Annotated in this window: 26 protein-coding genes and 1 pseudogene; 9 read left to right on the forward strand and 18 right to left on the reverse strand. The window is 37.4% G+C overall.

Annotation, left to right across the window (positions count from 1 at the left end):
* Window positions 1-17: 17 nt before the first annotated feature.
* The 15 genes and pseudogenes from QUD79_RS13470 to QUD79_RS13540 form a co-directional block, all read right to left on the reverse strand.
* Window positions 18-674, reverse strand: coding sequence for a tetratricopeptide repeat protein (locus QUD79_RS13470; RefSeq protein ID WP_184421153.1), 657 nt, complete (start codon window positions 672-674; stop codon window positions 18-20).
* Entirely contained in the window at window positions 674-1,462 is a 789-nt protein-coding gene (locus QUD79_RS13475; RefSeq protein WP_184421151.1) for an SDR family oxidoreductase, read from the reverse strand. The genes QUD79_RS13470 and QUD79_RS13475 overlap by 1 nt, the downstream gene beginning before the upstream one ends.
* On the reverse strand, window positions 1,452-2,138 hold the full coding sequence (locus QUD79_RS13480) for an iron-containing redox enzyme family protein (protein ID WP_184421149.1): 687 nt from the start codon (window positions 2,136-2,138) through the stop codon (window positions 1,452-1,454). Before QUD79_RS13480 ends, QUD79_RS13475 begins: the two co-directional genes overlap by 11 nt.
* A complete protein-coding gene (locus QUD79_RS13485) occupies window positions 2,125-3,591 on the reverse strand; it encodes an AMP-binding protein (RefSeq protein WP_184421147.1) in 1,467 nt (488 codons plus the stop codon). Before QUD79_RS13485 ends, QUD79_RS13480 begins: the two co-directional genes overlap by 14 nt.
* A complete protein-coding gene (locus QUD79_RS13490) occupies window positions 3,588-4,274 on the reverse strand; it encodes a thermostable hemolysin (RefSeq protein WP_184421146.1) in 687 nt (228 codons plus the stop codon). The genes QUD79_RS13485 and QUD79_RS13490 overlap by 4 nt, the downstream gene beginning before the upstream one ends.
* A gap of 98 nt (window positions 4,275-4,372) precedes the next feature.
* Window positions 4,373-4,711, reverse strand: coding sequence for a hypothetical protein (locus QUD79_RS13495; protein WP_184421912.1), 339 nt, complete (start codon window positions 4,709-4,711; stop codon window positions 4,373-4,375).
* A 13-nt stretch (window positions 4,712-4,724) separates the two neighbouring features.
* Window positions 4,725-5,042: a hypothetical protein gene (locus tag QUD79_RS13500; protein WP_116001666.1), complete on the reverse strand. Its 318-nt coding sequence runs from the start codon at window positions 5,040-5,042 to the stop codon at window positions 4,725-4,727.
* Window positions 5,039-6,076, reverse strand: coding sequence for a hypothetical protein (locus QUD79_RS13505; protein WP_184421144.1), 1,038 nt, complete (start codon window positions 6,074-6,076; stop codon window positions 5,039-5,041). Before QUD79_RS13505 ends, QUD79_RS13500 begins: the two co-directional genes overlap by 4 nt.
* Window positions 6,077-6,283: 207 nt before the next feature.
* Window positions 6,284-6,646, reverse strand: a complete 363-nt coding sequence (locus tag QUD79_RS13510) for a hypothetical protein (protein WP_184421142.1) — start codon at window positions 6,644-6,646, stop codon at window positions 6,284-6,286.
* A gap of 193 nt (window positions 6,647-6,839) precedes the next feature.
* Entirely contained in the window at window positions 6,840-8,222 is a 1,383-nt protein-coding gene (locus tag QUD79_RS13515) for a PhoH family protein (RefSeq protein WP_184421140.1), read from the reverse strand.
* A 258-nt stretch (window positions 8,223-8,480) separates the two neighbouring features.
* Window positions 8,481-9,341 (reverse strand): annotated as a pseudogene (locus QUD79_RS13520) (PIN domain-containing protein); the annotation flags it as partial.
* 384 nt (window positions 9,342-9,725) lie between these two features.
* Entirely contained in the window at window positions 9,726-9,935 is a 210-nt protein-coding gene (locus QUD79_RS13525) for a hypothetical protein (protein WP_184421136.1), read from the reverse strand.
* A 190-nt stretch (window positions 9,936-10,125) separates the two neighbouring features.
* Window positions 10,126-10,485 carry an outer membrane beta-barrel protein gene (locus tag QUD79_RS13530; protein ID WP_184421134.1) on the reverse strand — a complete coding sequence of 120 codons (360 nt, stop codon included), beginning with the start codon at window positions 10,483-10,485 and terminating at the stop codon, window positions 10,126-10,128.
* A gap of 294 nt (window positions 10,486-10,779) precedes the next feature.
* Entirely contained in the window at window positions 10,780-11,262 is a 483-nt protein-coding gene (locus QUD79_RS13535; RefSeq protein ID WP_184421132.1) for a hypothetical protein, read from the reverse strand.
* Window positions 11,263-11,822: 560 nt separating this feature from the next.
* Window positions 11,823-12,638, reverse strand: coding sequence for a substrate-binding periplasmic protein (locus QUD79_RS13540; protein WP_184421130.1), 816 nt, complete (start codon window positions 12,636-12,638; stop codon window positions 11,823-11,825).
* A 193-nt stretch (window positions 12,639-12,831) separates the two neighbouring features.
* Here QUD79_RS13540 and rapA point away from each other — a divergent pair, with 193 nt between their 5' ends.
* The 3 genes from rapA (at window position 12,832) to QUD79_RS13555 (ending at window position 17,492) form a co-directional block, all read left to right on the forward strand.
* On the forward strand, window positions 12,832-15,717 hold the full coding sequence (gene rapA, locus QUD79_RS13545; protein WP_184421128.1) for an RNA polymerase-associated protein RapA: 2,886 nt from the start codon (window positions 12,832-12,834) through the stop codon (window positions 15,715-15,717).
* A gap of 29 nt (window positions 15,718-15,746) precedes the next feature.
* Window positions 15,747-16,415: an RluA family pseudouridine synthase gene (locus QUD79_RS13550; RefSeq protein ID WP_184421126.1), complete on the forward strand. Its 669-nt coding sequence runs from the start codon at window positions 15,747-15,749 to the stop codon at window positions 16,413-16,415.
* 93 nt (window positions 16,416-16,508) lie between these two features.
* On the forward strand, window positions 16,509-17,492 hold the full coding sequence (locus QUD79_RS13555; RefSeq protein ID WP_184421124.1) for a DUF3530 family protein: 984 nt from the start codon (window positions 16,509-16,511) through the stop codon (window positions 17,490-17,492).
* Window positions 17,493-17,667: 175 nt separating this feature from the next.
* On the opposite strand, the gene djlA is transcribed toward QUD79_RS13555, so the two are convergent.
* From djlA to QUD79_RS13570, 3 genes are read right to left on the reverse strand one after another with little or no spacing between them, the layout of a single operon-like run.
* Window positions 17,668-18,462 carry a co-chaperone DjlA gene (gene djlA / locus QUD79_RS13560; protein WP_184421122.1) on the reverse strand — a complete coding sequence of 265 codons (795 nt, stop codon included), beginning with the start codon at window positions 18,460-18,462 and terminating at the stop codon, window positions 17,668-17,670.
* Window position 18,463: 1 nt separating this feature from the next.
* Window positions 18,464-19,192: an N-acetylmuramate alpha-1-phosphate uridylyltransferase MurU gene (gene murU, locus QUD79_RS13565; protein WP_184421120.1), complete on the reverse strand. Its 729-nt coding sequence runs from the start codon at window positions 19,190-19,192 to the stop codon at window positions 18,464-18,466.
* On the reverse strand, window positions 19,192-20,202 hold the full coding sequence (locus QUD79_RS13570; RefSeq protein ID WP_184421118.1) for an aminoglycoside phosphotransferase family protein: 1,011 nt from the start codon (window positions 20,200-20,202) through the stop codon (window positions 19,192-19,194). Before QUD79_RS13570 ends, murU begins: the two co-directional genes overlap by 1 nt.
* A gap of 139 nt (window positions 20,203-20,341) precedes the next feature.
* Between QUD79_RS13570 and QUD79_RS13575 the strand changes: the two genes are divergently transcribed.
* From QUD79_RS13575 to QUD79_RS13600, 6 genes are read left to right on the forward strand one after another with little or no spacing between them, the layout of a single operon-like run.
* Entirely contained in the window at window positions 20,342-22,612 is a 2,271-nt protein-coding gene (locus tag QUD79_RS13575; RefSeq protein ID WP_184421111.1) for an LPS-assembly protein LptD, read from the forward strand.
* Between the two features lie 19 nt (window positions 22,613-22,631).
* On the forward strand, window positions 22,632-23,924 hold the full coding sequence (gene surA, locus QUD79_RS13580; RefSeq protein ID WP_184421103.1) for a peptidylprolyl isomerase SurA: 1,293 nt from the start codon (window positions 22,632-22,634) through the stop codon (window positions 23,922-23,924).
* Between the two features lie 2 nt (window positions 23,925-23,926).
* Entirely contained in the window at window positions 23,927-24,910 is a 984-nt protein-coding gene (gene pdxA / locus QUD79_RS13585) for a 4-hydroxythreonine-4-phosphate dehydrogenase PdxA (protein ID WP_184421101.1), read from the forward strand.
* Window positions 24,911-24,920: 10 nt separating this feature from the next.
* Window positions 24,921-25,733, forward strand: a complete 813-nt coding sequence (gene rsmA / locus QUD79_RS13590; protein WP_184421099.1) for a 16S rRNA (adenine(1518)-N(6)/adenine(1519)-N(6))-dimethyltransferase RsmA — start codon at window positions 24,921-24,923, stop codon at window positions 25,731-25,733.
* Between the two features lies 1 nt (window position 25,734).
* Window positions 25,735-26,130 (forward strand): Co2+/Mg2+ efflux protein ApaG, encoded by a 396-nt coding sequence (gene apaG, locus QUD79_RS13595; protein WP_184421097.1) that lies wholly within the window; start codon window positions 25,735-25,737, stop codon window positions 26,128-26,130.
* Between the two features lie 3 nt (window positions 26,131-26,133).
* Complete coding sequence (locus QUD79_RS13600) at window positions 26,134-26,961, forward strand: symmetrical bis(5'-nucleosyl)-tetraphosphatase (RefSeq protein WP_184421095.1); 828 nt, start codon at window positions 26,134-26,136, stop codon at window positions 26,959-26,961.
* Window positions 26,962-26,990 lie beyond the last annotated feature (29 nt).

Here is a 26,990-nt window from a genome sequence, read left to right on the forward strand (position 1 = left end):
ATATCTCTATGCTTTTGCTATCTTTTCAGTTTTTTGTTCACTTTAGCAAGCAATAGTTCAATTTCTTCATGGCGATATTTATCAGCTAATGGCCTAGTGCCACGTGGCGGTGCTTGCTTTGCCTTCTCTAGATAAACTAGCGCTTGCTTATAGTCTCTTTCATCATATAAGTATTCGCCATAAAAATAATTTGGGTCGATCCCGTCTGGGTTGATAGCCAATGCCTTATTTAACATTACTTTAGCGCCATCATCATCACCAAAACCGATAGGCCAGCCGGGTACTTTATGATAAAGCGTACCTAAACTAGTATAGGCTGATCCCATCAGTGCTTGATCATCTATTTCAAGAGCCTTTTCTAATGACTTCTTCGCCGCTTTTGCCAAAGAAAGCGCCCCTAAACCACCTTTTGCCCCAGCATAGCTGGACTCAACGATGCCTTTCCATACCCATGCTTCGGCTTTTTCAGGGTAATTAAAAGTAAGTTGCTCTGCTTCTAAATTCAGTTTTTCGAATACTTCCTCTTGTTCTTTACCATCATACTCATAATTGACAGATGCCCACGATTGCTGCAATTTTAACAATGCATCATCAAATTCATTTGGAGTATCAGCCATTACAGTTGCTGAAAAGTAAATCGCACTTAGTGCTAAAAAATGTTTAATGTACTTCATTATTGCTCTCCTCTTGCGAAGGTAAGAATTTCTTTCGTTTGTTTAATAATCGATTTATCAACAACTTCAGGTAAAACGCCATTGATTCGGGCGAAAAACTTTTCAGGCCAACCAACTGTTTTACGAGCACTTTTACTGTTTATAAGCGTTAACAACTCTTGCGCGACAAATTCTGGAGTGTCGGAATTATTACCCAGTTCACTGTTCATTCGCTGAACGCTTGTTGAATTGATTGAGGTGTTCGTCGCCCGTGGAGCAAAATAACACACCCTATGATCGCTATTAGCTAACTCTCGCATTAACGCTTCTGTAAAGCCTCTCAAGCCAAATTTACTGGCGCAATAAAGTGAATACCCCGGATATCCAATAGCCCCATAAGCAGAGCCGACATTAACTATCGTGCTACTTTCCTTTACACGACACAGAAATAGGCGAGTAAAATCTATTGTTGCGATCAAGTTTGTACTGATGAGCGATTCGATATCATCACCATGTATCTCGTCAAAACTTTTAAACTGAGAAATACCAGCATTGTTAATCAACATGGTTGGTTGATGTGCTAGATCTGCAAACGCCTCGTCAATAAGTACACGGCGCACCTCTGCATCATTTAAATCACCACAAATAATATGATGATTTCCTTTTAATGACTTTTGCAATGTCTCAAGCTTCAATTCATTTCTACCATGTAAAATTAACTGAAAGCCTTGAGCATCAAACAACTGAGCTATCGCTTGACCAATGCCTCCAGTAGCACCAGTGAGAAGACAAATATGTTTAGGCTGCATGAGCCTTCTCCTCACTAATAAGCTTTTCCGGATTGTCTAAACTTCTAAAAATATTGGCGTATAAGACATAGAATCGTTTTGCACTTTCGACAATAATATCTTGTTCATCTTTATCGGTTATCTTATCCATCAAATTTTCAAAAAATTTGACATGCTCTATATCAAGTGCACCATGCGACCTTAAGTATGAAAAAGCACTTTGTGGTAATTGAAGTTTGCCTGTAATAACCTCAGCAGCGTTGTCCGCTAAAGCAATACTCGTTCCTTCAAGTACATGAACCATACCGAAGAACATAAGTGGTGATATTCGATTTATTGCGTCATAGGCATAAGAAACCATCAACTCCGTGTTAAAATTCGGCTTGCTGTGACGAACTATTCCTTTATCAAATCCACATGCGGCAATATCGTTTAAAATCCACTCTTGGTGACCTAGTTCCTCTTCAATATATTCCGCAACCGCTTCTCTTAACCACTCCTTTGACTCTGGCAACTTCGCGCCGACATTCATCAATAGTGGTACGGTATGTTTTACATGATGATACGCTTGACTTAAAAACTTCACATAATCTTCTACTGATATTTCACCTTCAAAGCAGCGCTTGATAATTGGTGAAGAATTAAGATAATTGCGCTCATTAGCGGTTTCTGTTTGTAATCTTTCAAATAATTTCATGGTTAATTTCCTTCTCACTGCTTTGGCGATACAACGCCGCTATTTCTTGGGAAAAGTTGTTTAAGATTTGATTTCGTTTAGGGCGGCCATTCGATGTTAGCTGCCCATTTTCTAATGAAAGAGGTTGTTCCAGAATATAAAAGTGCTTAATACGTGCATAATCTGGAAGTGATTGGTTTACTGTGTCAATAACTGTGGCTAGAAATTCACTTGTAAGCTCACGATTTATTGGATAAATAAGAGTGACGAGTGATGGTTGTGCATCGCCAAATACCACGACTTGAGAAAATGCATTCGTCGCCAATAATTCAGATTCCACCCACTCTGGTGAAATATTTCGGCCAAATGAATTGATCAACAGATTGGATTTGCGTCCTTTAATTTCGATACGTCCGTTAGTAATTGATGCTATATCACCAGTTTTAACGCTTTGTTGATACCAAGTTTCAGGCAACCCTAAGTATCCTAGAAATACATTGCCCTCAACCACTAATTCGCCGTCAATAATCTCTACTGATAAATGAGGTAGCGCTTCACCTGCTGAAAAGTCATTGATTGCTTCACTGCTATTTAAAGCCACTACCGACGCACATTCTGATAAGCCGTAACCTTGGAAAACAGGAAATCCAATTTTAGCGGCTTTAGCTAGAAGCGAAGGAGCAACTCTGCTACCGCCTAATGCCATAAACTTAAACGAATTGGGTAGCTGCCAACCACTGCTATTGGCATGTAATAGAAACTGGAGTAATTCAGGTACTAAGATAATTGTTTCTGGTTTAACACTTGAAATTGCATTTAACAAAGCATTAGGTGAAGTAACCGAGGAACCGTTAAAGCCTCTTTCGTTATCGGAATAAATACAAATTGTGCCTCCAGCCATCAGAGGAGCATAGATACCCGCAATATTTTCAAGCAATGTAGAAAATGACAGTAAACAAAAGTGCTTTGGCTGTTTTATACCTATTCTTTCAACAAGTGAATTCGCAACTTTAAATTGATTTTCAACACTTAAACATACTCCCTTAGGTTGCCCAGTTGAGCCAGAAGTAAAGGTCACTTTGCTGGTGCCTTTAGGCATATTGCTTTTGTTCGAGCGCTTAAATTTTGAGAACTGGTAGACGGGAAAAATAAACGTTTCCCATAACGTTGAATTGTCTTTAGGTTGAATAATTACGTCAGGTTCAACACGTGCAATGACACTATCAATCTGAGATTTTGAAAAAAATGGCGGGACAGGAATAAACACTACACCTGCTTTTTGGCACGCTAAGTCGATATACACCCACTCAGGTACATTGTCACTTTCCAGAACTAAGACATTGACGTTATGATCAACTAACCAATTATGAACGCTTTCAACTTGCTTGGATAATTCTTCATAGCTAACGGTATTGCTTTGTGTTTCGATAGCAACACTATTAGGGTCATTTTGAAATATCGCTTTCAATATCATAATTTACCTACCATTTTTAAACAGGTAGTTTCTATTTTTCCGGCAAGACGATGAAACAACTTTTTGTAGAACTTGTTTTCTTCAATTAGGGCCATAACCGCTTCTAGTGATACCGACACTACTTGCGGATTTGTTTGATAGTAAGTGCCCCAATTATCAGTACTTTCTTGTAAATAACTTTCTTTAGCATCGGCTAACTTATAAAACTCAACGCCTGATTTAGTCAGCAAATCAAGTACATGCTCAGTACCACACAAAATAAGTGCTTTCTTGCCTAACAAATATGAAGTGGCTGCCGTCACCATGAATAACGGAATAGTGAATCGATTAGAATTGCTGTACAAACTGCCAATTTCAACAAGCTGCTCAACAACAACTTCAGGTAAGTGGCCTTTAACACACTCAATGATTGGCTTATCAAGGTATTGCTGAGCAAAGAAAGTATCTTTACCCCCTCTCATACCTAAGGCGGCTTTTAAGTTTTTATCCTCAATATAAAGCAACGCTGGCATGGTGACAGATATATCAGCGTTAAAAGCTTTTTTGTAACCATCACGAATAAAAGTTGATATTTCTTCCCTTTTTTTAGCATTGCTAAAAAAACAGACATCCATGTCGAAGGGAACACGATCCTTGCTTTTTTGAGGAGCGAGTATTGATGAAGTCTGAGCTAAATTTTGCATTTGGAAATCTCTTTCAACTGCTAATAGCTTGACTATAAATAGGCTTCCTTAAGATAAACTTAAGAAACAAAAATTTTTGGTTTTAAACTCTCTCTTGTTTAATCCAAATTTTTTAGTTGCTCTCTAATTTCTAGTATACGCTCAGGTGAATACGGACCAGCCCTCATAACTTTAAGTTCAGCAGTCGAAACTTTAAACAATTTATACTTAGTATCAATCACATAGCAACTTCCATTATGGGTCAGAACTTCTAGTTCCCCTTCAACCATAGTTGTAGTCACAACTTGAGAAGAAACTATTTGTTCGAAAGGGCGAAATCTAAATGTTTCATCACCTATAACAACACCAGATAAAAACTCCCCAAGAAATGATTGTTCAAAGTTTTTATTGTCATAGACTGAGACTATATAGGCATCCTTTAAAAATGTTTTACCCATTTGTTACTCCCTACTAATAGCCAGCAGGGAGCATTTCTCTCAGCTCTAATAACTCATTAGGAGAGTACATACACTCATGCATTAAATTGAATTCAAATACATTTACATCAAACTCTTTGGGTTCAGCATCTAAGGTATAAAAATCCGCACCAAAAGTTCTATATTCAAGACCGTTTACTTCCATGACTTTCGTGGTGAACAAAGCCTCACCTTTTTTACCGTTCTTACTATCCTCAGCAAAAGTAGCGTAAAGCACCTGTTCAACCTTATCTTTTAAGTCAGATTTAATTGAGATGAGTGTTGCGTTAGTTAGTTTTACTCTTGGTCTCATGCTTGTGCTTCCTTCTTATCTTCTAGGCAAAACGGGCGAAAAAAACTAAGGTACTTAACTCCATTAACTTTTATTAAATTGTTGTCAGCATCAAAATGTGACAGAACGCTAGCCTGATACAACGAAATATATTTTTCATAATCGATGGTGTTAAAAAAATTGATATCGACACGGCGTGCATGGAAAACAAGAGCTTGCTGATCGACACGAACAATGAACTTCTGATCGCCATCTAGATTTTTGACTCGTAGACATAAATCAGGTTTGTGCCAATCAGATACAAAGGAAGGAATCAGTGGGAAACCATATACCAAATAGCGCATACCTTCGATTTTGAAGGTTGTTGGATTGAACTGAGCCTTATTTACTTTACCGCTACTGAATAATTCAAGTGTCAACACCAGCCAGTGCTCATGCTTAGAAAATGTATTGCCTTCAGAAATACAGCCTTCGAACTCACCATCATGGTTTACATGATTGATGTACATGTATTTTTTAATGTTATCCAAGGAAAGCTTTTCAAACGGAAACTTTGAAGCTATGAGCCTGAAATAACAACCATGAACTTTTAAATCTGCATATTGAACTATCAACGGATCATCAAAGGCATCAAAGTATGGTCGCCACTCTAAGCGGAAGTCTGCTCCTGTATTTACAATAAACTTGGCATCTTCAGGCAACCCTAAAACTTGGTATATCACAGAAACTAACTCTAATGTATTGATATCTACCAGCATTAGGCTTTCGATACGGTTTGCCATTGACTCAATTTCTTTATGAAGCGACTCAATAATTTCTTGATCATCATATTCGTTGATCATTAAGTATTTTAGGGAATCGTGCTTTAGAATTGAGTCTAGCTTTTTCTGTTCAAATACCTCGGTGAGACAATTATGGGTATCAGAAAAATGAGGGCTGTTATAAACACCTCTAGCCCACAAACCTTGGGCGTAAAGATCAGGAAACTCTAATAACTCAGCAAACTCTTTTGCTTGTTTGTTAAGCTTATTCTTTAATTGATAAAGTGAGATCATTTAGTTCTCCAAACAACTTCTCAATAAACAATGGCCTACCAACACATTGCTTTATTTATTGTTCAAATAACCAAATTTTTTCGGATGCTCCGCTTCACTGTTCACGTTCTTCAGGCGAAAAACATGTGTAGGCGTAGGCTGTCCGTTCAGCCTTCATCTTATAATATAGCCAAAAAGCAAAATTACAACTTACGTATTTGTACAAATTTATGTAGATATTTTGAGTTTGAACTCTGAAAAGCTAAGCCCAAATAGGGATACGACCATTTCTTCATTTATATTGGAGCCGGGAAATTTTTTTTCAAAATTTCCGATGATGCTACCTAAGTGGCTGGCTAATATTTTTACTAAAAATATTTCCGAGTTGGGTGAGAGGGCAGACAATGCTATCAATGGGTTGTCAAAAGATTCAGCTTTTATTTTTACTAATAAATCGCTGTAACTGTCACAGCCATACAGACAAATAGCCACCCCTTCTTGGGCTTGTCCAAGGGTAATTGATAACTTTTTTGACAACCTCTTTGCCTGACGCTTTACATTACTTATAAGCGCTTCTGATTCAAAAGACATACGCACACCAAAACATAATAACTAAGGTCCACAGCACCTAAGTCATTACATCTTCAATGTATGATTAATCTTTAAAACCAGAGTAAATCCATTTCGTCCGCATGTGTGGAAACTGGCTTCTCTGAAAAGCCACTGCAAAAAGCAGTGGCTATTGTCGCAATATTATAAAGAAATGTGAATTGTAGTTTAATATCTACATGTTCTTTTCAGTGAATTCAGCCAAGCTACTACGCTCTACTTCATCAAAAATCAGCACTGATCCTTTTTCATAATGACGGTATACATTAACAGCCGCACTTGCACCAGAAGATGCGGGTGTGACAAACTTATCGTCAATCTGGGCTAGGTTGCCAAGTACTATAGTACGGCAGTTCTTTCCTCCTCGACTCAACATCCCTTTGATCTGAGCACGTGTCATGTTTTGAGCTTCATCAATGATTAAAACAGCATCGTCTATTGAACGGCCTCGAAAGTAAGCCATGCTAGTAAATTCTATATTGGCTTTTTCGATCACATGTTCAACAGTAGCATGAATATTTCCTTCATGATTATCACCCGAGTGCATCGAGATAAGTGCATCTGTAATGCCAGCTAGAAGAGGCATTGATTTTTCTGTTAAATCCCCCGGAAGGAATCCGGGATCGTCGTCCATGAAGTCTCTGGAGCGCACCACAACGATTTTTTTGTACTTTTTCAACTCCAATACTTGATGCAGCGCCGAAGCAACTGCCAAAAAAGTTTTTCCGGAGCCAGCAGGACCAAGGATGATATTTAAGTCATAGTAAGGGTCTGTTAATTGGCTTAAAGCTACCGCCTGACGCTGATTTTTAGGCAATATGCCCCATACTTTTTCTTGCTTACGCGGCAATAACTTCGTGAAAACTTCAGTGTCTGTTACCTCTGAAATCCGGCCAATGTGTCCGGCTTCATCGTACCAATACATGTTTGGCTGAACTTCATCATTGAACAAGCTTATTGGAAATGTATAAACCTCTCCTGAGACTTTGAAATCTTTATCTGATTCAATTCGATCAAAAAGATCACCTTCAAAAGCCTGTACTCCTGTATATAACAAATCTATATCTGCGATTTGATTATCAACGGATACATCTTCGGCCATAACACCAACAGTTCGAGCTTTTAGTCGCATATTAATGTCGCGGCTAACGATGGTAACGTCTTTATCTAACTCTTTCTGAAGATGCAGTGCATAGTTAATTATTCTGTTGTCAGCATCGCTACCAATCGTGTGCTTTAACTCTTTTGCCATGTCCAATTGAGTATCAATACCAATGAACAACTTGCCTCTTTTAGCTGTTTCAGTAGAAGGCAATGGAATACCTGCTTCCATTTCTTCTGCACTGTGCCCGTTTATAATGTCTTCAAGCATACGGATACATACACGAGCATCAGCACTTACCGATTTATTAGTTCTCTCTTTTAAGTTATCTAATTCTTCTAAAACCGTTAGACAGATGTATACATCTTCACTGTAAGCGAGCAATGACTTTGGATCATGAACTAGTGCCGATGTATCTAATACTCTTGGATTTCTATTTTCACTTGGATTATTCATTTTAGTTCTCCTTTGAGAACGATTTTCATTAATTAGCATTTTAGATTTACCTTAGCTTTATTATTTTTGTTTGTGCCTTCTTGCAGGTTAAATCCGTTATTTATATTTATTGATTAATGGTTCTATTCTTTAAGTCAAACTTAATGACATGTTAGAGAGATTAGATCTTAGCCTGTTATAAATACTCAATTTTTTCAGTAAGAATAAGGTCTGTAGATAGGTCTGCACAAATATTGAAAAAAAGCTTGCAGTAATACCTGTTTTACCACTACCTGCGGGGCCTGTTAATATAACTAAATCTATGGTTGGGTCTAATAGCGCATCCATTGCCATGCCTTGATATATATTTTTAGGAGTTATTCCCCAAGCATTTTTTGATAATAAACGCTCTCGACTTAAATCTACAAATGAAAGCCGTTCATCATCGTAACCGGTTATTTTCCCTGCAAAGTGCTCACCATCATCAATTAAATATTCGTTCATGTAGACAGAAGGTAAAATATCGCGCTTGACATAATGTGTGGTATTTCGGCCTTCTGTTTCACTTTCACAGTCTTTAACTTTGTCCCAAAAGTCACCATCAAATTTATGATACCCCTTGGTTAAAAATTGAATATCAGAAATTAGCTGATCAGTTCGATAATCTTCAACATGCTTTAACCCTGCACCTCTAGCTTTTAGACGCATGTTAATATCTTTTGTTACAAGAACAACTTTATTGTTGGTGTGTGTGTTTTGAATATGAACAGCGGTATTAATAATGCGGTTATCGTTCTGATTATAAGATAAATTACCCACTACGTGTTCTAAGGCAAAGTCATTAAAAATAGACAAACAACCACTGGCATTATTTTCGCTACTATTGGGTAAAGAAACCCCAGCTAACACTTGTTCAGGTGTGGCATTAGCTAATGCATCCTCTAATGCACGAATTGCTACACGTGCATCTCGACTAACGTCTCTTTTTCTATCTTTTATTGAGTCTAGCTCTTCTAATACTGTCATTGGCACTATTACGTCGTGCTCTTTAAATGAGAGGAAGGCGAACGGTTCATGGAGTAAAATATTGGTGTCTAAGATATAAAGCGTTTTTTCTTCATTCATATTATCTTTTTTCATAAGTATCACCCAAATTCAATAGTGAAAGCTGGTTAGCATAGCTCACAAAGAAGCAATTAACTCTGACAGTTTAACCACAAACAGGCAAGCAGATTTGATAGAACTTCAAATGAATGAATAAGGATGGCTTCAACAAAATACTATAAAGAATGAATGTTAAACTCTAAGAATCCGGCTTATACTTGGCTAACCAGCCCACTTAGAGGTGGAGTAACCGCCAGAGTAATTCTGAACGCCCTTGAGCTAACTTATATTACATTGTTAACACCAAGCAACTTTGTCATAGTCGCTAGTTAACAAGGGAGCTGCCTGTTATTTACTTTACAATTAAATTGTATCCCGTAACAGAGAGTTTCCCTAGATGATTAATTAAAGGCAAGATGTCTATCTAGCACAAGAGCAACCAAACTTCCCATTTGATGTTTTCCATTCATCGTAACGTTCTAGTGGGCAAGCTACTTTAATAGCACCACACCTTTCTTTACTATAACCAATGGCACTTCCTGAAATAGCTTCCGCTGCAAATATTTTTAGTTGATTAGAAGTACAACCAAACAACAAAACACTAGCGACAATTATTAGTATGGCTTTCATATATTACAATCCCTACAATATAAAATTAAATCTCTATATTAAAAGTGGTAATTTAAACCTATAGACGCAAAATTAGTATTGGGAGCAATATTCCACTCTGCTTTTAATTCAACACCTTTGGTCATAAAATAAGAAACACCTGTTCCAAAAACCAGTCCTGTTGAGGAATCATCAAAGTTAAATTCCTTTTCTAATTGGCTAGGAATTTCACTACTTTGATAGAAGTACCAAGTTTACCTATTATGTTAATATCCCCGACAGGGTAGTTCACAATTGCAGAAACAGATAGAGCTCCTGAATCCATAGGAAATTTATAATCAAGTGTATTTATATTGTTGCTACCTAAATCTAAATAACTTAATTCTAATTTATACATTGAGGTAAAGTTATAGCCTAAATGTACATCATATCCTGAATTGTATTCTGAGTCATTTAGCCAATCTGTTTCAGCGCTTAGATAAGAGGCCCCAACAAAGAAATTTTGTGAATTATTTGCTGCTGCATTAGTTGAAAATATAGTCAACAGTACAAGTATTATTATTTGTTTCATTAATCATTCCTTTATTTTTTAATGTGATAATAACTAAAAATTACCGCACTCAAGGTTATATATTTTATTTTGTTCATTCGTAAAGCTAATTTAAACCACCGCAAGTTGAACATGGTACACCTCCTACATATAACGTTACTCCAAGAGGGACAGATTTACTAAATGTACCATCAGAAATGCTGGCTATTACTTCATACTCTCCATCATATGGAGGGGAAAATGAGTGAGAACCAGAAGAAACGTATTCGGTATATACCAGCGAGGGTGAGTATGAAAAATTAACATATGTTATAGCTATAACTGCCCCAACTCCTTCTCTTGCTGCTTTTGAATATTCATCAATGCTACCAATGACTGTTGTAGATATAGTTTGACACCTGATAGGCTCGAACTACTGATTGTTGGCGAATTATGCACCCATACCTTTTTATATGAACATGCAGTACTTAAAACAGCTGAAATATGAGATAATCCACGTGATGTAAGGGTTATATGTTTATAAGCATTTCCTTCAATATTTGCTTTATCAGTTGCCACAAAGTTATTATCAGAATAGAAGTCAATATCCTCAAATGATGCAGTCCAATTCGTATCACCAGCAAATTGTCGTGATGAATTTGTTAGTACATAATCCGGCCCCTGAGCTTCTATGTTGGCAGTCCCACTTGTCCACTCTCGCCCTTCATCGCACCAACTAAAAGGTACTGAAGCTGCAAAGGCATTATTTGAAAGAGATAAGATAAATATTAATAAACTTGAGTAAGTTTTAAATTTCATTGTTTAATTCCTTTTCAATGTAATTTTTTTATAGATGTGAATACTTTTTAATATTTAATATAGATAGTTAATTGTTTCTACATTAACATGAAAGCATAAATAGGTACTTTATGAAAGTCTTATAAAGTCCATGCATAGCCCTATCAATATGTTGTGTAACGATCAACCTAAATACCTTGTTTTTGTATTTCTTATGAAACCTTACGCAACAATTATTGTTAAGTTATGCTCCTCTATTTCATAGAATACGAAAATATAACTACAACTAAACAATGATTGCAACCTAACTTATGAAGAGTTAATTAAACTGATTGATAAGCTTAGTATTAACGTTATTTACTATTTAACCTGAGTTCGGGATAAGCTAAGTACAGCAAAGCTAAGATTTTCGCGCGTATCTGCGTATAATTTGCTACTAATAGCCAGCTATTAGATACACAAATCAGCCTTAATTCACACAAAACTTTTAGCATTGGTTGAGTTACAATGCACCTAGTACTTATAAAAAGTCACCTAAAACACTGTAAAACATTGTTTTAAATGTTTTTTATGCACATCCATTATCCCGAACTCAGGTTATTTAACAAAGCTTCATATTGTTTATTTATTTCATTGAGCACATTATTTTCTTTAATCGTTTTAAGACCTTGATTAAACAAGGTAATGAGGTTTTTTCCTTGAGGGTGACTTTTAGCAACGATAAAAAAAAGCGGCTCGTGTTGAACAGAGATGGGCAACACCTTTAGGTGAGTGTATCGGTTTTCATGCAATACCTGATTATATTGATTGACTAACACTATGTCAGCCCAACCATTATTAGCTTTATTTAAGCAGTCTCTAGTAGTAGGCGCATGGGTAATATTTTGTGGTGAAAGTATAGTAAAAAAGTCGCTTGCAGAGCTGTAACCATAAGGCAAACAAAAGCTATACTTTTGTAACTCTTCTACCGTAGTTGCAGTAACTTTTTCATTGGCAATAATTTCTATTGGCACATAGTTTATTGGCTCTGAATAATAAAAGTCATTATTTCTATCTTTTGTCTCCACAAAGGGAAAAGCACCATAGTGAATGTTAGCTTTAGTACTATTTAAAGCGCGAGACCAAGGAAGCTCGTCAATACTAATAACAATATTTAATTGCTTAAAAACGGCTTTAATCACTGACGCAGACCAACCTCCATTGGGTAATTTTTTATCAATAAATGGTGAGTAGCGGCTCCCTGTGGCGAGAGAAACAGAGGAAATTAAAACGGCTTTTTCGGTTATCTGGACTTGCTTAGCATGTGATAAGTTTGCCAGTAACATTACTATTAATGCTAAAACTATTGATAAGCTACGAACAGTAAATGTTGTAAAAGCCTTCGAAAATTCACTCATACTTACTTGCTCCGTATACTAGTAATTAGACCTACCACCCTATAAAGGTAACTCATTTAAAAAAATTTTTATCTAAAATATCACCTTTTACAGATTTATTTAATGATCACAACTATGATTAACGTTACCATAGCGCCCTTTTTTCGCCCTAACCGCAATTGGGCCAAATAACTAGTTTTGGAGTTTATTTTTTATGTCGTTTTACCCTGGTCAACGTTGGATTAGTGATGGAGAGTCAGATCAAGGATTAGGTACTGTAACCACAGTTGAAGGTCGCTTTGTTACAATCATGTTTACCGCTACTGGCGATATTAGAAAATATGCGATCGAAAATGCACCCTTAACACGCGTGATCTTTAATGAAGGTGATAAAATTCCTAGCCATGATGGTTGGAGCTTAACCGTAGAAAAAATTGAAGAAGACGCGCTAGTGACTTACCACGGCATTCGTTCAGACAATGGTGAGCAAACAAGTTTAAAAGAAGTGATGATAGATCACTTTATCAAATTTAATAAACCCCACGACAGACTGCTTAACGGACAAGTCGATCGTCTAGATTGGTATCGATTACGTAAAGACAGCTTACAGCATCAATTTAACCAACAGCAATCCGACCTTAGCGGCCTTATAGGTGGGCGTGTAAGCTTAATTCCACATCAGTTACACATTGCTGAAGAAGTAGGCACTCGATTTGCGCCAAGGGTTTTACTTGCTGACGAAGTAGGTTTAGGCAAAACAATAGAGGCTGGTTTAATTATTCATCAGCAATTAGTAACAGGCCGCGCACAACGAATTTTAATTATTGTACCCGAATCATTAATGCACCAGTGGCTAGTAGAAATGCTTCGTCGCTTTAACTTAAAGTTTAGTATTTTTGATGAAAGTAGATGTCAAGAAAGTGACCAAGAGAACCCCTTTAGTTCAGAGCAATTAGTGTTAGTAAATTTGGCTTTTATTACCGACAACCCTCAATGGTATGAGGCGTTAATAGCTGAAGAATGGGATTTAACGGTAGTAGATGAAGCCCACCACTTAAATTGGCAAGTCGACAATGTCAGTACTGAGTATTTATGTATTGAACAACTCGCGCAAACAATTCCTGGGGTATTACTGTTAACAGCAACTCCCGACCAATTAGGTCATGAAAGTCACTTTGCTCGTCTGCGCTTGCTCGATCCTGATCGTTTTTTTGATTATCAAAAATTCCTTGAAGAAGAGCAAAACTATACTGAGGTTGCCAATGCTGCAAATGCTCTTGTCAGTAAAGAGGCGCTTACCAACATACAAGAAAACACGCTAAAAACACTGTTAAGCGAAAGCAACATTAGTGACTTGCTTGTTCAGCTTACCTCAGCCGAACAACAAGATGATGCACGACAACAATTGCTGAGCCAACTGTTAGATCGCCATGGTACTGGTCGTATATTATTTAGAAATAGTCGTAATACCATTAAAGGTTTTCCCAAAAGACAACTTAACGCACACCCTTTAGTTTTACCTGCTGAATATCAAGAAAAAATTGAAGATTTTCTATTAAGTGGAGAAGCAATAGCCACGAATAACAAAGCTAAATATATTTATACGCCTGAAATTTTATATGCTCTTGATAGCCATGAAAACTGGTATGAAATTGACCCTCGTGTAAATTATTTAATCGAGCTATTAAAGTCGTTAAATAGAGAAAAAGTCCTGGTTATTTGTGCACATGCACAAACCGCAATTGATTTAGAAGCTGCTTTAAGAACCAAAGAAGGGATGCGTGCAGCGGTATTTCACGAAGGTTTATCTATTTTTGAACGTGACCGTGCAGCTGCATACTTTGCTCAAGATGAAGACAGCGCTCAGGTATTGCTATGCTCTGAAATTGGTAGTGAAGGGCGTAACTTTCAATTTGCGCACCACTTAGTATTATTTGATCTACCAAGCAACCCTGATCTGTTAGAGCAACGTATTGGCCGATTAGACCGAATAGGTCAGACCGACACAATAAAAATACATGTACCTTATTTTGAAGATTCCGCACAACAAACATTATTTGATTGGTATCAGCAAAGCTTAGATGCTTTTGAAAACACCTGTATTACTGGCCGAGCGGTTTACGAAGCTTATAATGAACAGTTATTTGAACTCGCACTTGCTGCTGATCCTCAATCAGCTGAAAAATTACAATTAATTGACAGTTGTAAAGCGTTACACCTGTCGATAAAAAAAGAGCTTGAAAGCGGTCGAGATAAACTACTTGAGCTAAACTCTTCTGGACAAGGCAGAGCCACACAACTGGTTAAGCGTATAAATGCTCAAGATAGTGGCATTCAATTACCTCAATATATGTTCCAAGTATTCGATGTATTTGGTATTGCACAAGATGACAAATCTGACAATGCTATTGCATTACAACCTACTGAACATATGATTTGCGCTAACTTTCCATACTTACCGGAAGACGGCACTACGGTTACATTTAATAGAGATACGGCATTAGCGTGTGAAGATTATCATTTACTAACTTGGGATCATCCCATGGTAAAGGGTGCCATGGATCTTGTCTTGTCAGATGAAACGGGTAATTCAACGATAGGTTTACTGAAAAACCCAGCACTACCAGCGGGTACCTTTTTCTTAGAGTGCTTATTTACCGTTGAAGCAATGGCGCCAAGCAAGCTACAACTTGGCCGTTATTTACCCATTACGCCGCTAAGAGTATTAGTTGATAAATCGGGTAACAATTTAGCTGATAAAGTAAGTGAAAACGTACTTGACCAACAATTGTCACCTGTGAAAAAACAAATAGCCCTTCAACTGGTTAAAGCATTGAAAGATCAAATAACACCATTAGTTGGTAAAGCTGAAACTCATGCCCAGCAACTCGTAGAAGCAATTCAAACGAAAGCCTTAACAACCATGACAGAGAAGCTTGAGCAAGAACATCAACGCTTAACCGCATTAAAAGCGATAAACCCAAGTGTTCGCCAAGAAGAACTCGACTTTATCAATTTACAGCAAAAAGAACTTAGCCATTACATTATGCACGCACAGCTAAAATTTGAAGCTGTACGCCTAATTGTGGTGAGTAACTAAATGCTATTTTCACCCAATAGAGCACTCTAATGGCAGCAAACCCTGATTTTATTTATCAGCCACCAATGTCGCCATATCTTGATATTATTTATCAAGATGATGACATCGTTGTACTGAATAAAGGCAGCGGTTTGCTAACCGTGCCTGGCCGGTTAGCAGAGCATCAAGACTGCTTACAAAACAGAGTACAGTCTGTATTGCCTACAGCTACCATTGTTCACCGATTAGACATGGCAACTTCAGGCATTATAATTATGGCGCTGAACAAACCTGCTCATGTTGAAATTAGTCGTCAATTTGAAAAACGTTTAACAGAAAAAAGCTATATTGCTAGAGTTTATGGCAATATTTCCCAGCAAACTGGCACAGTAGACAAAGCACTAATTTGTGATTGGCCAAATAGGCCAATGCAGAAAGTTGATGAAATTAATGGCAAGAAAGCGCTAACGCACTACGCCGTTATTGACTATCAAGAAAACAGTACACTAGTTCGCTTAACGCCTATTACTGGGCGCTCACATCAATTAAGAGTACATATGTTATCAATTGGCCATCCTATTTTAGGTGACAGACTGTACGCTCATGAACAAGCTCTAGCAATGAGTACACGTTTACAGCTTCATGCAAATGTTTTAACGTTGGCGCATCCGAAAACGCAAGAAAAATTAACCTTTAAGGTTAACTGCCCTTTTATTTAACCTTGGTATAAACTCAATGTATCGCTTAAAGCCAGTGTTAAGTTATATTGTACTTTGCCGATAATACAGTAGTGTTTTTAAATAAGGCCTAACATGTTTCAACGTTGCGTGACCCCTATCAAATTATTTCTGCTATTTTTTCTTTTTGTTGTGCCAAGCGTTACTGTTTCAGCTCAACAAGAGAATGAAGTTGCTCTAGAGCAAAAAACTACAACAGAACAACAATCAGCCAAGGCTAATGCCGATGAAAAAAAACCTGGCAATGCAGCTAACGATCAAACCGAAAACGCTAATGAGCAATTAACAAACGAAAAGCGAAAAATTGTCGCCCCCATTAATTTTCTAAAACAACAACAAGAAGACCTTAAACATTATCTTGAGCCCGACATAGTAAAACCAATACTCGTAGGTATGAAAGAGCATGTCACCTTACTTGAAATAAATAAAACAAGCCTGGCTAAAGGGGTTCTGATTTTATTACCAGACTGGCAAAAAAATGCGACGGGCTCTAAGGCGATTAACTTTTTACGTCAACAATTACCCAAGCAAGGTTGGACCACAATTACTATTCAACCACCTGCAAAACCAAGCAACTACCCTTCGCACGCAATTGAACGTGAAAAGCGTATTGAAAACAATAAAAAAGCATTAATTGATTACCAAGATGACTTAGCATTATTGCTTAAGCAAATACACCAACAGGCCAAAGAATACCCTGGTGTTATTATCGTTATATCAGAAGGTAGTAACGGCGCGTTATTAACTAATATTTATCAACAGGAAGTTACAGAGCTCCCCACCGCACTTATTTTACTCAGTAGCTTTTTGCCAACAATAGAAGACAACAAAACCGTAGCTTTCAATATAACTCAATTACCTATCCCAGTGCTCGACCTAACGCTTTTTCGCGATAACATTAATGTTAAAAGCGCGGCACAGTTAAGGGCAGATGCGGTAAAACAAGAAATGAAGGCTTATTATCGGCAAAAACAGCTACATAACATTACCCCAAGTAGCTATCCTAAGGCATTATTAATTAAAGAAATAAATGGTTGGCTAGCATCTTTAGGTTGGTAAAGTGGCACTTACGGTATTGGCTACAATAACCTTATACCCGCTTCACTAATTAAGTACTCTGATTTATAGGTAGGCAAAACAGTCAGATATAAAAAAGTTACTTTCAACTTTACGCCTTATTTTATTTAAATAAAGTGACGAACAAGGCGCTTAATTGAAATTATACCAATTGAAATTAGCTTTTTTTAGTAATCAATTCATACGCTGACTGAATATCTTGCGCTTTTTGATTTGCCATTTCCATCATTTCTGGCGGTAAGCCTTTTGCAACAAGCTTGTCGGGGTGATGTTGTGCCATTTGTTTACGGTAGGCTTTCTTGATAACTTGCGGGCTATCATCAGCATTAACGCCAAGTAATTTATAGGCATTTTCAAGCTGCTGTTTACTGCCGCCTTGACTAACATTACCTCTATTTTGATTAAATTTAGCGCCAGCGATGATCATTTCAAGTAATTGATCTAATTGGCTAACTGAAAAACCTAACTGTTTTGCTATATGATGTAAAACGGCTCGTTCTTCATCACCGAGTTGACCATCTGCAAAAGCCACTTGGATCTGAATTTCAAGAAACATTAACATTAAATCTTGTCGGTTATAGCAATTTCTTTTTAACGTTTTTAATTGTTGGTCAATTGGAAAACCAGCCATTTTACCTTCACTAAAGGCATCTTGAGCTTGCTGCCTTAAAGTGGCATCTAAGCCTAATTTATCCATGTATGCATTGGCAAAAGCAATTTCATGCTCAGATACTCTACCATCTGCTTTTGCAATATAACCCATGATGGCGAAGGTGCTATAAAAAAATACTTGTTGACGCTGACCTTCATTTTTTTGATTAAGTGCATCAAAATCGAATGATAATCCTTTATCAAATTTATGACCAAGCCACGCGCCTAGCAATGCACCAAATATATTTTTACTGAGCATTAAGCCGAATAAAAAACCAAATATTTTACCCCAGATTCGCATTTTACTTGTTTGCTCCTAAATATGTATTTACTTGTTCTAAGCGCTCTTTTGTACCTACATCGATCCAAAAACTGTTTAATATGCAGCCTTTAATTACCCCTTTTTCTGCACACTCTTTTAATTTAGGCCCTAATTTCAACACCATTTTGTTTGTACTATCCGCATTACTTTGCTTAAGTTGATAAAAAAGAGCCGCTTTATATAACGCGATACCACTGAATGTATAGCTTGTTTTTTCGTTTGTAAAAACAGGTGAGATGGTTTTTTCTGCTAACACAAAATCCCCATCTGGGTTATGTGCTGGATTAGGCACCAACCATAAATGAGCAAGTTCATCGCCCGTTAATGTGGGCAAAGGGTTAAGGTCATAATCAAAATATATATCACCGTTAATGACTAAGAATGTTTCTTGATCTTTATTTATCGCATCGGGTTCTATAAGTAAGGGGAGTGCTTTTATAATACCACCAGCAGTTTCAAGCGCATGGGGTTTTTCCCAACTATAACTAATGTTTACTCCCCAGCGACTACCATCACCAAGTTCATTAACTATAGTTTCGCCTAACCATGCCAAGTTAATGACAATATCTTTAATTCCTGCCGCAGCAAGCTTTATAATATGGTATTCAATTAACGCGATACCGTTGACTTTTATTAATGGCTTGGGCGTATGATCGGTTAAAGGACGAAGTCTTTCCCCTCGACCCGCTGCCATAATCATTGCTTTCATTAATTAATGCCTTTAGGGGAAATCCCCGCGAGTTTTGGCAATACTTTTTGACTCACTAAGTCAGCTAGAAATTTTAAAGAATCATACTCTTTGCTAACCTCTACAATATACGAAAGTGTTAATGGTATGTCTTTTAGATAACCTGGTTTATTATCTCGATGATATAATCTTGCGAAGATGCCACTCGCTTTTAAATGACGCTGTATTCCCATTAAATCAAACCAAGTACGCCATTGTTCAGCTGAAATTCCCGTTAAATTATACTTTGTAGCTTGTAAATTAATATAATAATTAAATAGCTCATGAACTTTTTCGTTTGGCCATTTTAAGTAACAATCGCGCAACAAAGATACAATATCATAGGTAATTGGCCCATGAACAGCATCTTGAAAATCAATTACAGCAAGTTTTTTATCTGCCGTTTGCATAATATTACGACTATGAAAATCTCTATGCACTGTCACTTTAGGTTGAGTTAAAGCGCTTGCTGTTAACACATCGAAGCATTGCTTCAGTTTTTGCGCTTCTACTTCAGATAGCTCAATTGATAAATGGGTACTGAGTAACCACTCAACAAAAATTGATAACTCCGTTTGTATGAAGCTTTCATCAAAAACAGGAAAATTATCGCACTGTAGTGACGATATTCTAGGTAGAAGATCAATTGCTTGCTGATAATAAACGTGCATATTATCTAGATTAACAATATCACCCAATAACGTATCACCAAGATCTGATAAACAAAAAAAGCCCTTACCTTCATTTTGAACAACAATTTCAGGCACTTGAATATCGGCTTGCATTAATAAATGCTGAACCTTAGTAAACGCTACGTTGTTGCACCATTTTTGGGGGGAATCTACCGCTATATAAGACTGCTCTTTATGATTAAAACGAAAATACCGCCTAAAGCCAGCATCTCCGTTCATTGTTAATAAGTGTATTTTGTCAGCTGAAAACACATCACTGAGCCAAGCAATTAACTGAGATTGACGAACATCATTGATCAAACCAGTACTCCATAATTATTTTTCACAATATACCCAATTAATTGAACAAAGAAAATTGCTATATTATTTCAGAATTTAACGGTAAAATATGCAATCTTTCTATGTACTTTTTTCCAAAACCTTATTTATCGGATATTAAATGCTATTTTTTCGTTATACTCTTTCGCTGTTAGCTTTACTTTTTTTAAGTCAATCTACGGCCCAAGAAGCAAAAGCACTTAATAACACCCTAGCAACATGCCCGGTACCTATTTATCCCATTATTGATACTCGCAAGCCTGATGATAAAAATAATGCCCTCACTATTTTTTCACAAAACTCACAAATAATAAAAAATAAACGGGCAACATTTACAGGTGGTGTCACCTTAATGGATAACGATCACGCTATCAACGCTAGTGAAATAGAAATTAACCGAGAAACTGAAGAAATTTCTGCCCTTGGTAATATTCACTTTCAGAACCAAGGCGTGAACGTCTTTGCATCGCAATTAATTGCAAGTGAGAAAAACCAAGAAACACAATTACTTAATAGTGCCTATCAATTAACTGGTAACCCTGGTCACGGTAGTGCCGCCAGTATTTATGTTAATTTAGATGGTACCATGAGCCTTATCGACTCAAGTTTTACCACCTGTTACGGCGAAGTGCCTGACTGGCAGATTCAAGCCAGTGAAATAAATATTTCAGCGGAAGAAAATTTAGGCGAGGCCTACCATGCCCGTGTAAAACTGTTTAATGTGCCAGTGCTGTATATTCCGTATATTTCATTTCCGGTAACTAATGAGCGAAAATCTGGTTTTCTTTACCCAAGTATAAAGTCATCGAACAAATCAGGACTGGTGATTGAAGCCCCTTATTATCTTAACTTAGCTGAGAATATGGATGCTACCGTTACCCCCCGTCTTATATCAAAACGCGGACTACAACTGTTAACCGAGTTTCGTTATTTGTCAGGTGAGCAGTCTGGTGAAATAAACTTAGAATATTTAAATAAAGATAACAATTTAAAGATTAACCAAGACCCTCGCTATCTAGCACGCTTTGAACATGTAGGAACCTTTTCAGAACGTTATAGAGCGTATGTTGACTACACCACTATTAGTGATGATAACTACCTTGTTGATATTGATACCGAGCAGTACAATGCCAATGATGCCTACTTGTACCAAATAGGTGAATTAGCCTATTTTGGTGAAACTTGGCAAGCAAAAATGCAATTTCAAGATTTCGAGGTATTAGGTGATCACAAAGCAAGCTATAAAACCTTGCCTCAGATTGAAATTAAGAGCACAACTGCCTTACCATTTTTAAATGGTCAATTTGATGTTTATTCAGAATTAACCAGTTTTAGATCGAGTGACCGAAGTATTCCAGAAGCCGAGCGGTATCATATTGAAGCTGGAGCACTGTTTCCGTTATCAACACCTGCTTGGTTTTTAACGTCTGAATTAAAATTGTTACAAACACATTACCAACAAAAACGTATTCCAATAAATAGTAATCTTAAAGAAAGCGTAAGCCGAACGTTACCAAAAGTACGTTTTCATGGTGGTATCAACCTTGAGCGAAATATCTCTTTATTTAATAAAGGTTTTTTACAAACCTTAGAGCCCCAATTACAGTACCTTTATGTCCCTAATAAAGACCAAAGCAATATTGGCGTGTATGATACTGCTGTTCTACAAGATGATTTCGGCGGTTTATTCCGCGATAAACGTTTTAGTGGTTTAGACAGAATAGCACAAGCCAACCAATATTCGTGGGGGGTAACGAGTCGGTTATTTTCCGAAAGCAACGACGAAATATTCAGACTAAGCCTCGGTCGAATTGTTTATCTCAATGAAGACAATCTAACTACGGGCAACAATGTTGAAGCTGATGAATCAGCATTAGCGACTGAATTTTTTTGGCAATTTAGTCGTAAATGGCAATTTAGTAGTGACATACAATACAACACTAAAACCAATACCACTAACAAGAGTCAGAGCAGTTTAGATTACCAATATTCAAATAATCAAACAATTCAATTGAACCATCGCTACTCAAGTAATGTCTCAGGAAAGAACCTTGAACAAGTTTCTGTACTAACAAGCTATAAACTGAATAAAGATTGGCAATTAGTTGCCCGTGTAACAGAAGACTTACAAAACAAACGTAGCCTTGAAAGCTACTTAGGATTACAGTATGAAAGTTGTTGTTGGGCAATTCGCCTAGCTTATCATCGCCATATTAACTCTAACATTGACGAACAAGACTTTATTAATGAAAACCGCGATGAATTTGACAGTGGTTTTATGTTACAGTTCGTCATTAAAGGATTGGGCGGGGGTAAAACTACCGTGAATACAGAAGACATGTTTAACGCGAGTATCTTTGGCTACAAGCGTCCTTACTTTCTCAATAATTAGATAAAGAAAATTTACCTACATGAAAAATAAATTAAAATTAATTAGCTACGCATTTTTACTTTGTACTAGCACAATAAGTTATGCCCAAGAAGTGGTTGTTGATAAAGTAGCAGCGATTGTTAATACAGGGGTTGTTCTTGAATCTGAAGTTAACGATTTAATCAACACAGTTAAAGCGCAATCAGCAAAAAGTAATCAAGACTTACCGTCTGATAACGCTTTGCGTGTTCAAGTAATGGACAAGCTTATAAACGATACACTTGTAATGCAAATTGGTGAGCGCATGGGCGTGCAGGTAAGTGATGCTCAACTTGATACCACACTCACTAATATGGCCCAAGAGAATAACTTAACTTTAGAGCAGTTTAGAGCTTCAGTTGAAAAAGACGGCGTAGAATATGAAAAGTTTCGCGAGTCTATTCGTACTGAGTTAATCACAGGTGAAGTTAAGCGAAATAGCGTTCGCCGCAGAATTTACATTTCACCACAAGAAGTGACTAACCTATTAAGTGCAATGAAAGAACAGACAAACAACAATGTCGAGTATCATTTAGGTCATATTTTAATTGAATTTCCACCAGAGCCAAAACAAGCAGATATGAATGAGGCTAAAGACCGAGCTGAGAAAGTTATTCAATTACTTAAAAATGGTAGCGATTTTGCAAAAATAGCTATTGCTTCATCAGGTGGAGACAGAGCACTAGAAGGCGGAGACTGGGGCTGGAAAAGCATTAATGAAATGCCAACATTATTTTCTGAAATCATAGAAGGCAAAGATAAAGGCGCTATTATTGGCCCTATTCGTACCGGTTTAGGTTTTAGTATTGTTAAAGTAAAAGACATTCGTGGCCGCCAAGTGGTTGAAGTTGAAGAAGTGAGAGCTCGCCATATTCTAATAAAACCCTCTATTATTTTGAGTGAAGCAAAAGCAGAAGCAATACTGCAAGAATTTATGGATAAAATTCTTGCCGGTGAAGCAGATTTTGAAGAGCTTGCTAAAGAGCATTCTGAAGGTCCAACTTCTGTTAAAGGTGGCGATTTAGGCTGGGCAGATCCAAGCATATACGATCCAGCATTCAAAGATGCATTAGCCCGCTTATCAGTTGATGAGATGCATAAACCCTTTAGATCTTCATTTGGTTGGCATTTAACTCAGTTAACTGGTCGTCGCACACTAGATGCAACACAGCAAATGAACGAAAATAAAGCTTACCAAATGTTATATCAACGTAAGTTTGGTATGGAAAGCACTCGTTGGATCAAAGAATTGCGAGATGAAGCCTATATTGAAGTTTTTGAGTCGAGCAAATAGTTATGACTAAACGTATTGCAATTACTCCCGGTGAACCTGCAGGTATTGGGCCTGATCTTGTAATCGCAATAGCACAGCAAGAGTGGCCTGTGCAAATTGTAGTGGTTGCTTCTCCCTCGCTCTTAATGGAGCGAGCAAAGCAATTATGCCTACCACTAACACTAACTAAATATGATCCAAGTGCGCCAGCAAAACCTCAATTAGCCGGCACGCTTACTATATTGGCTTCTGAATTAAATGTGCCTTGTATTCCAGGGCAATTAAATCCAGAAAATGGTCATTATGTAGTAGAAACGCTTCGCTTAGCTTGTGACGGTAATATATCAGGTGAGTTCGACGCCGTAGTTACAGGCCCTGTTCATAAAGGTCTGATCAATCAAGCAGGTATTGCCTTTAGTGGCCATACTGAATATTTCGCCCATCAGGCAAACTGCTCTGATGTTGTAATGATGCTTGCTACTGAAGGTTTACGTGTTGCGCTAGTTACGACACATATTCCCCTTGCTTATGTTTCAAAAGCAATTACACGTGAGCGCTTACAAAAAGTTACTCGAATATTAAATAAAGACCTTATTGAGAAGTTTGGTATTAAAACACCCCAAATTTATGTCTGTGGTATTAACCCTCATGCGGGTGAAGATGGACATTTAGGCCGCGAAGAAATTGAAGTTGTGATCCCTGCACTAGATGAGCTAAGAGCCGAAGGTATAAATTTAATTGGTCCTTTACCTGCAGACACAATTTTTCAAGAAAAGTATCTATCACAAGCCGATGCAATTTTAACTATGTTTCACGATCAAGGCTTGCCTGTATTAAAATACAAAGGTTTTGGCTCATCTGTAAATATCACCTTAGGGCTTCCTTTTATAAGAACCTCTGTTGACCACGGCACTGCCTTAGAGCTTGCTGGTACAATGAATGCCGATCCCGGTAGTTTTTATCAAGCAATTAATACCGCTATTGACTTAGCTAACAACCAAAATTAAGCATTAAACAATGAAAAAAAATGTCCACTTAGGTCATCAAGCAAAAAAAAGATTTGGTCAAAACTTTCTTAATAACGATGCGATAATTAGTAAAATAGTTGACGCTATCAATCCAGAGCCAGGTGAAAACTTAATAGAAATTGGTCCTGGCCTTGGTGCTTTAACAGAGCCAGTTGTTGATCGAGCTGGTGCATTATCGGTAGTTGAGTTAGACAGAGACCTTGCTCACAGGTTAAAACACCATCCTTTTTTAGCACCAAAACTTACTATTTACGAGCAAGATGCTCTTAAATTCAACTTTTCTGAATTAGCAACTCCCGAACGCCCTTTACGTATTTTTGGTAACCTACCCTATAATATTTCAACGCCTTTAATTTTTCATTTACTCACTTTTAAAGCCCAAGTTAAAGATATGCACTTCATGTTACAAAAAGAAGTGGTTCAGCGTATGGCTTCAGGTCCAGACTGTAAATCTTATGGGCGTTTATCGGTAATGACACAATATCAGTGTCAAGTTATACCTGTAATGGAGATAGGTCCTGAAGCATTTACCCCTGCGCCAAAGGTAGATTCAGCCATAGTTAGGTTAATTCCGCACACTGAAATAAAAAATCCGGTAAAAAATTTGAGTGATTTAAACCGCGTTTGTTTAGCTGCATTCAACCAACGACGTAAAACTATACGAAACAGTTTTAAAAAGTTAATTAGCTCAGAGCAATTAGAATTACTAAATATTGATCCTAGCATTCGCCCTGAAAATTTATCGTTAGACGACTTTATTAAACTCGCTAACTACATAACTGACAACCCACCAGCTGAGTAATATGACCCCCTCAACTTTAAATACACTTGCAAATAAAATTGAAGTTAGCGTAAAGAGCCAATTTGTTACCCAAATAATTGATAATAACAAGCCACTCTTTGTCTTCAGCTATACCATTACTATTAACAACCAAAGCGAACAAGCCGTTAAACTAATGTCTCGCTATTGGCTTATTACCGACGGTGAAGGTGAAGAAGTTGAAGTTTCAGGTGATGGTGTTATTGGCGAGCAGCCATTAATAGCTGCAGGAGCGAGTTACCAGTATAGCAGTGGCTGCCATTTAAGTACGCCATTTGGTACGATGCAAGGTTACTATATGATGCAAACAGCTAACAATCAAAGTATCAAAGTCACTATACCACTATTCCAATTAGCCCAACCTTACTGTGTTAATTAATTTATGGCCACTTACTTTGTTGGTGACATACAAGGGTGTTTTCAAGAATTAATAGCACTTCTTGGCAAGGTTAATTTTAATCCCCACAATGACCAACTGTGGGTTGCCGGTGACATGGTTGCAAGAGGTCCAGATTCACTCGCTACCATCGAATTTTTAATGTCTTTAGGCGATAGTGTTAAAGCAGTACTGGGAAATCATGACCTACACTTATTAGCTGTTATAGCGGGGCATAAAAAAGTAAAAGAACAAGATAAACTAGCGCCACTGCTTGCTAGCCCAAACTTAAATAAAATAACTAACTGGCTTGCGCAAACACCGCTACTTAGAAAGCTCCCCAACGAATGTGTATACATGTCTCATGCCGGTATAAGCCCACAATGGAGCATTAAGGTGGCAGAAGAACAGGCACTACTTGCACAACAAAAACTTTCAAGTGCAGAGCGTGATATATGGCTAAATAAAATGTATGGCGAGCAGCCAAATTCATGGGGGAATGCTGTTACTGACGAGCAAAGGTTTCGCTACACAATTAACGCATTTACTCGTATGCGCTATTGCTACTTAGATGGCTCTCTTGAGTTTAACTGTAAAGAACCACCAGAGCAGGCACCTTCAGATTTAGTACCTTGGTTTCAGTTAGCTAAACCATTAGATGATTGCCATTGGCTTTTTGGTCATTGGGCGGCATTACAAGGAAAATGTTCACACAAAAATGCATACGCACTTGATACTGGCTGTGTTTGGGGAGAGCATTTAACTTTGCTTCATTGGGAAAATAGGGAAATAACAACCCAAGCAGCGATAAAAAACGTTGTAACCAACAAATAAATACAATGATTTATAAAGATTAGGGATGA

Origin of the sequence: Thalassotalea piscium, from assembly GCF_030295935.1 — a bacterium.
In the GTDB taxonomy this organism is placed as follows: domain Bacteria; phylum Pseudomonadota; class Gammaproteobacteria; order Enterobacterales; family Alteromonadaceae; genus Thalassotalea_B; species Thalassotalea_B piscium.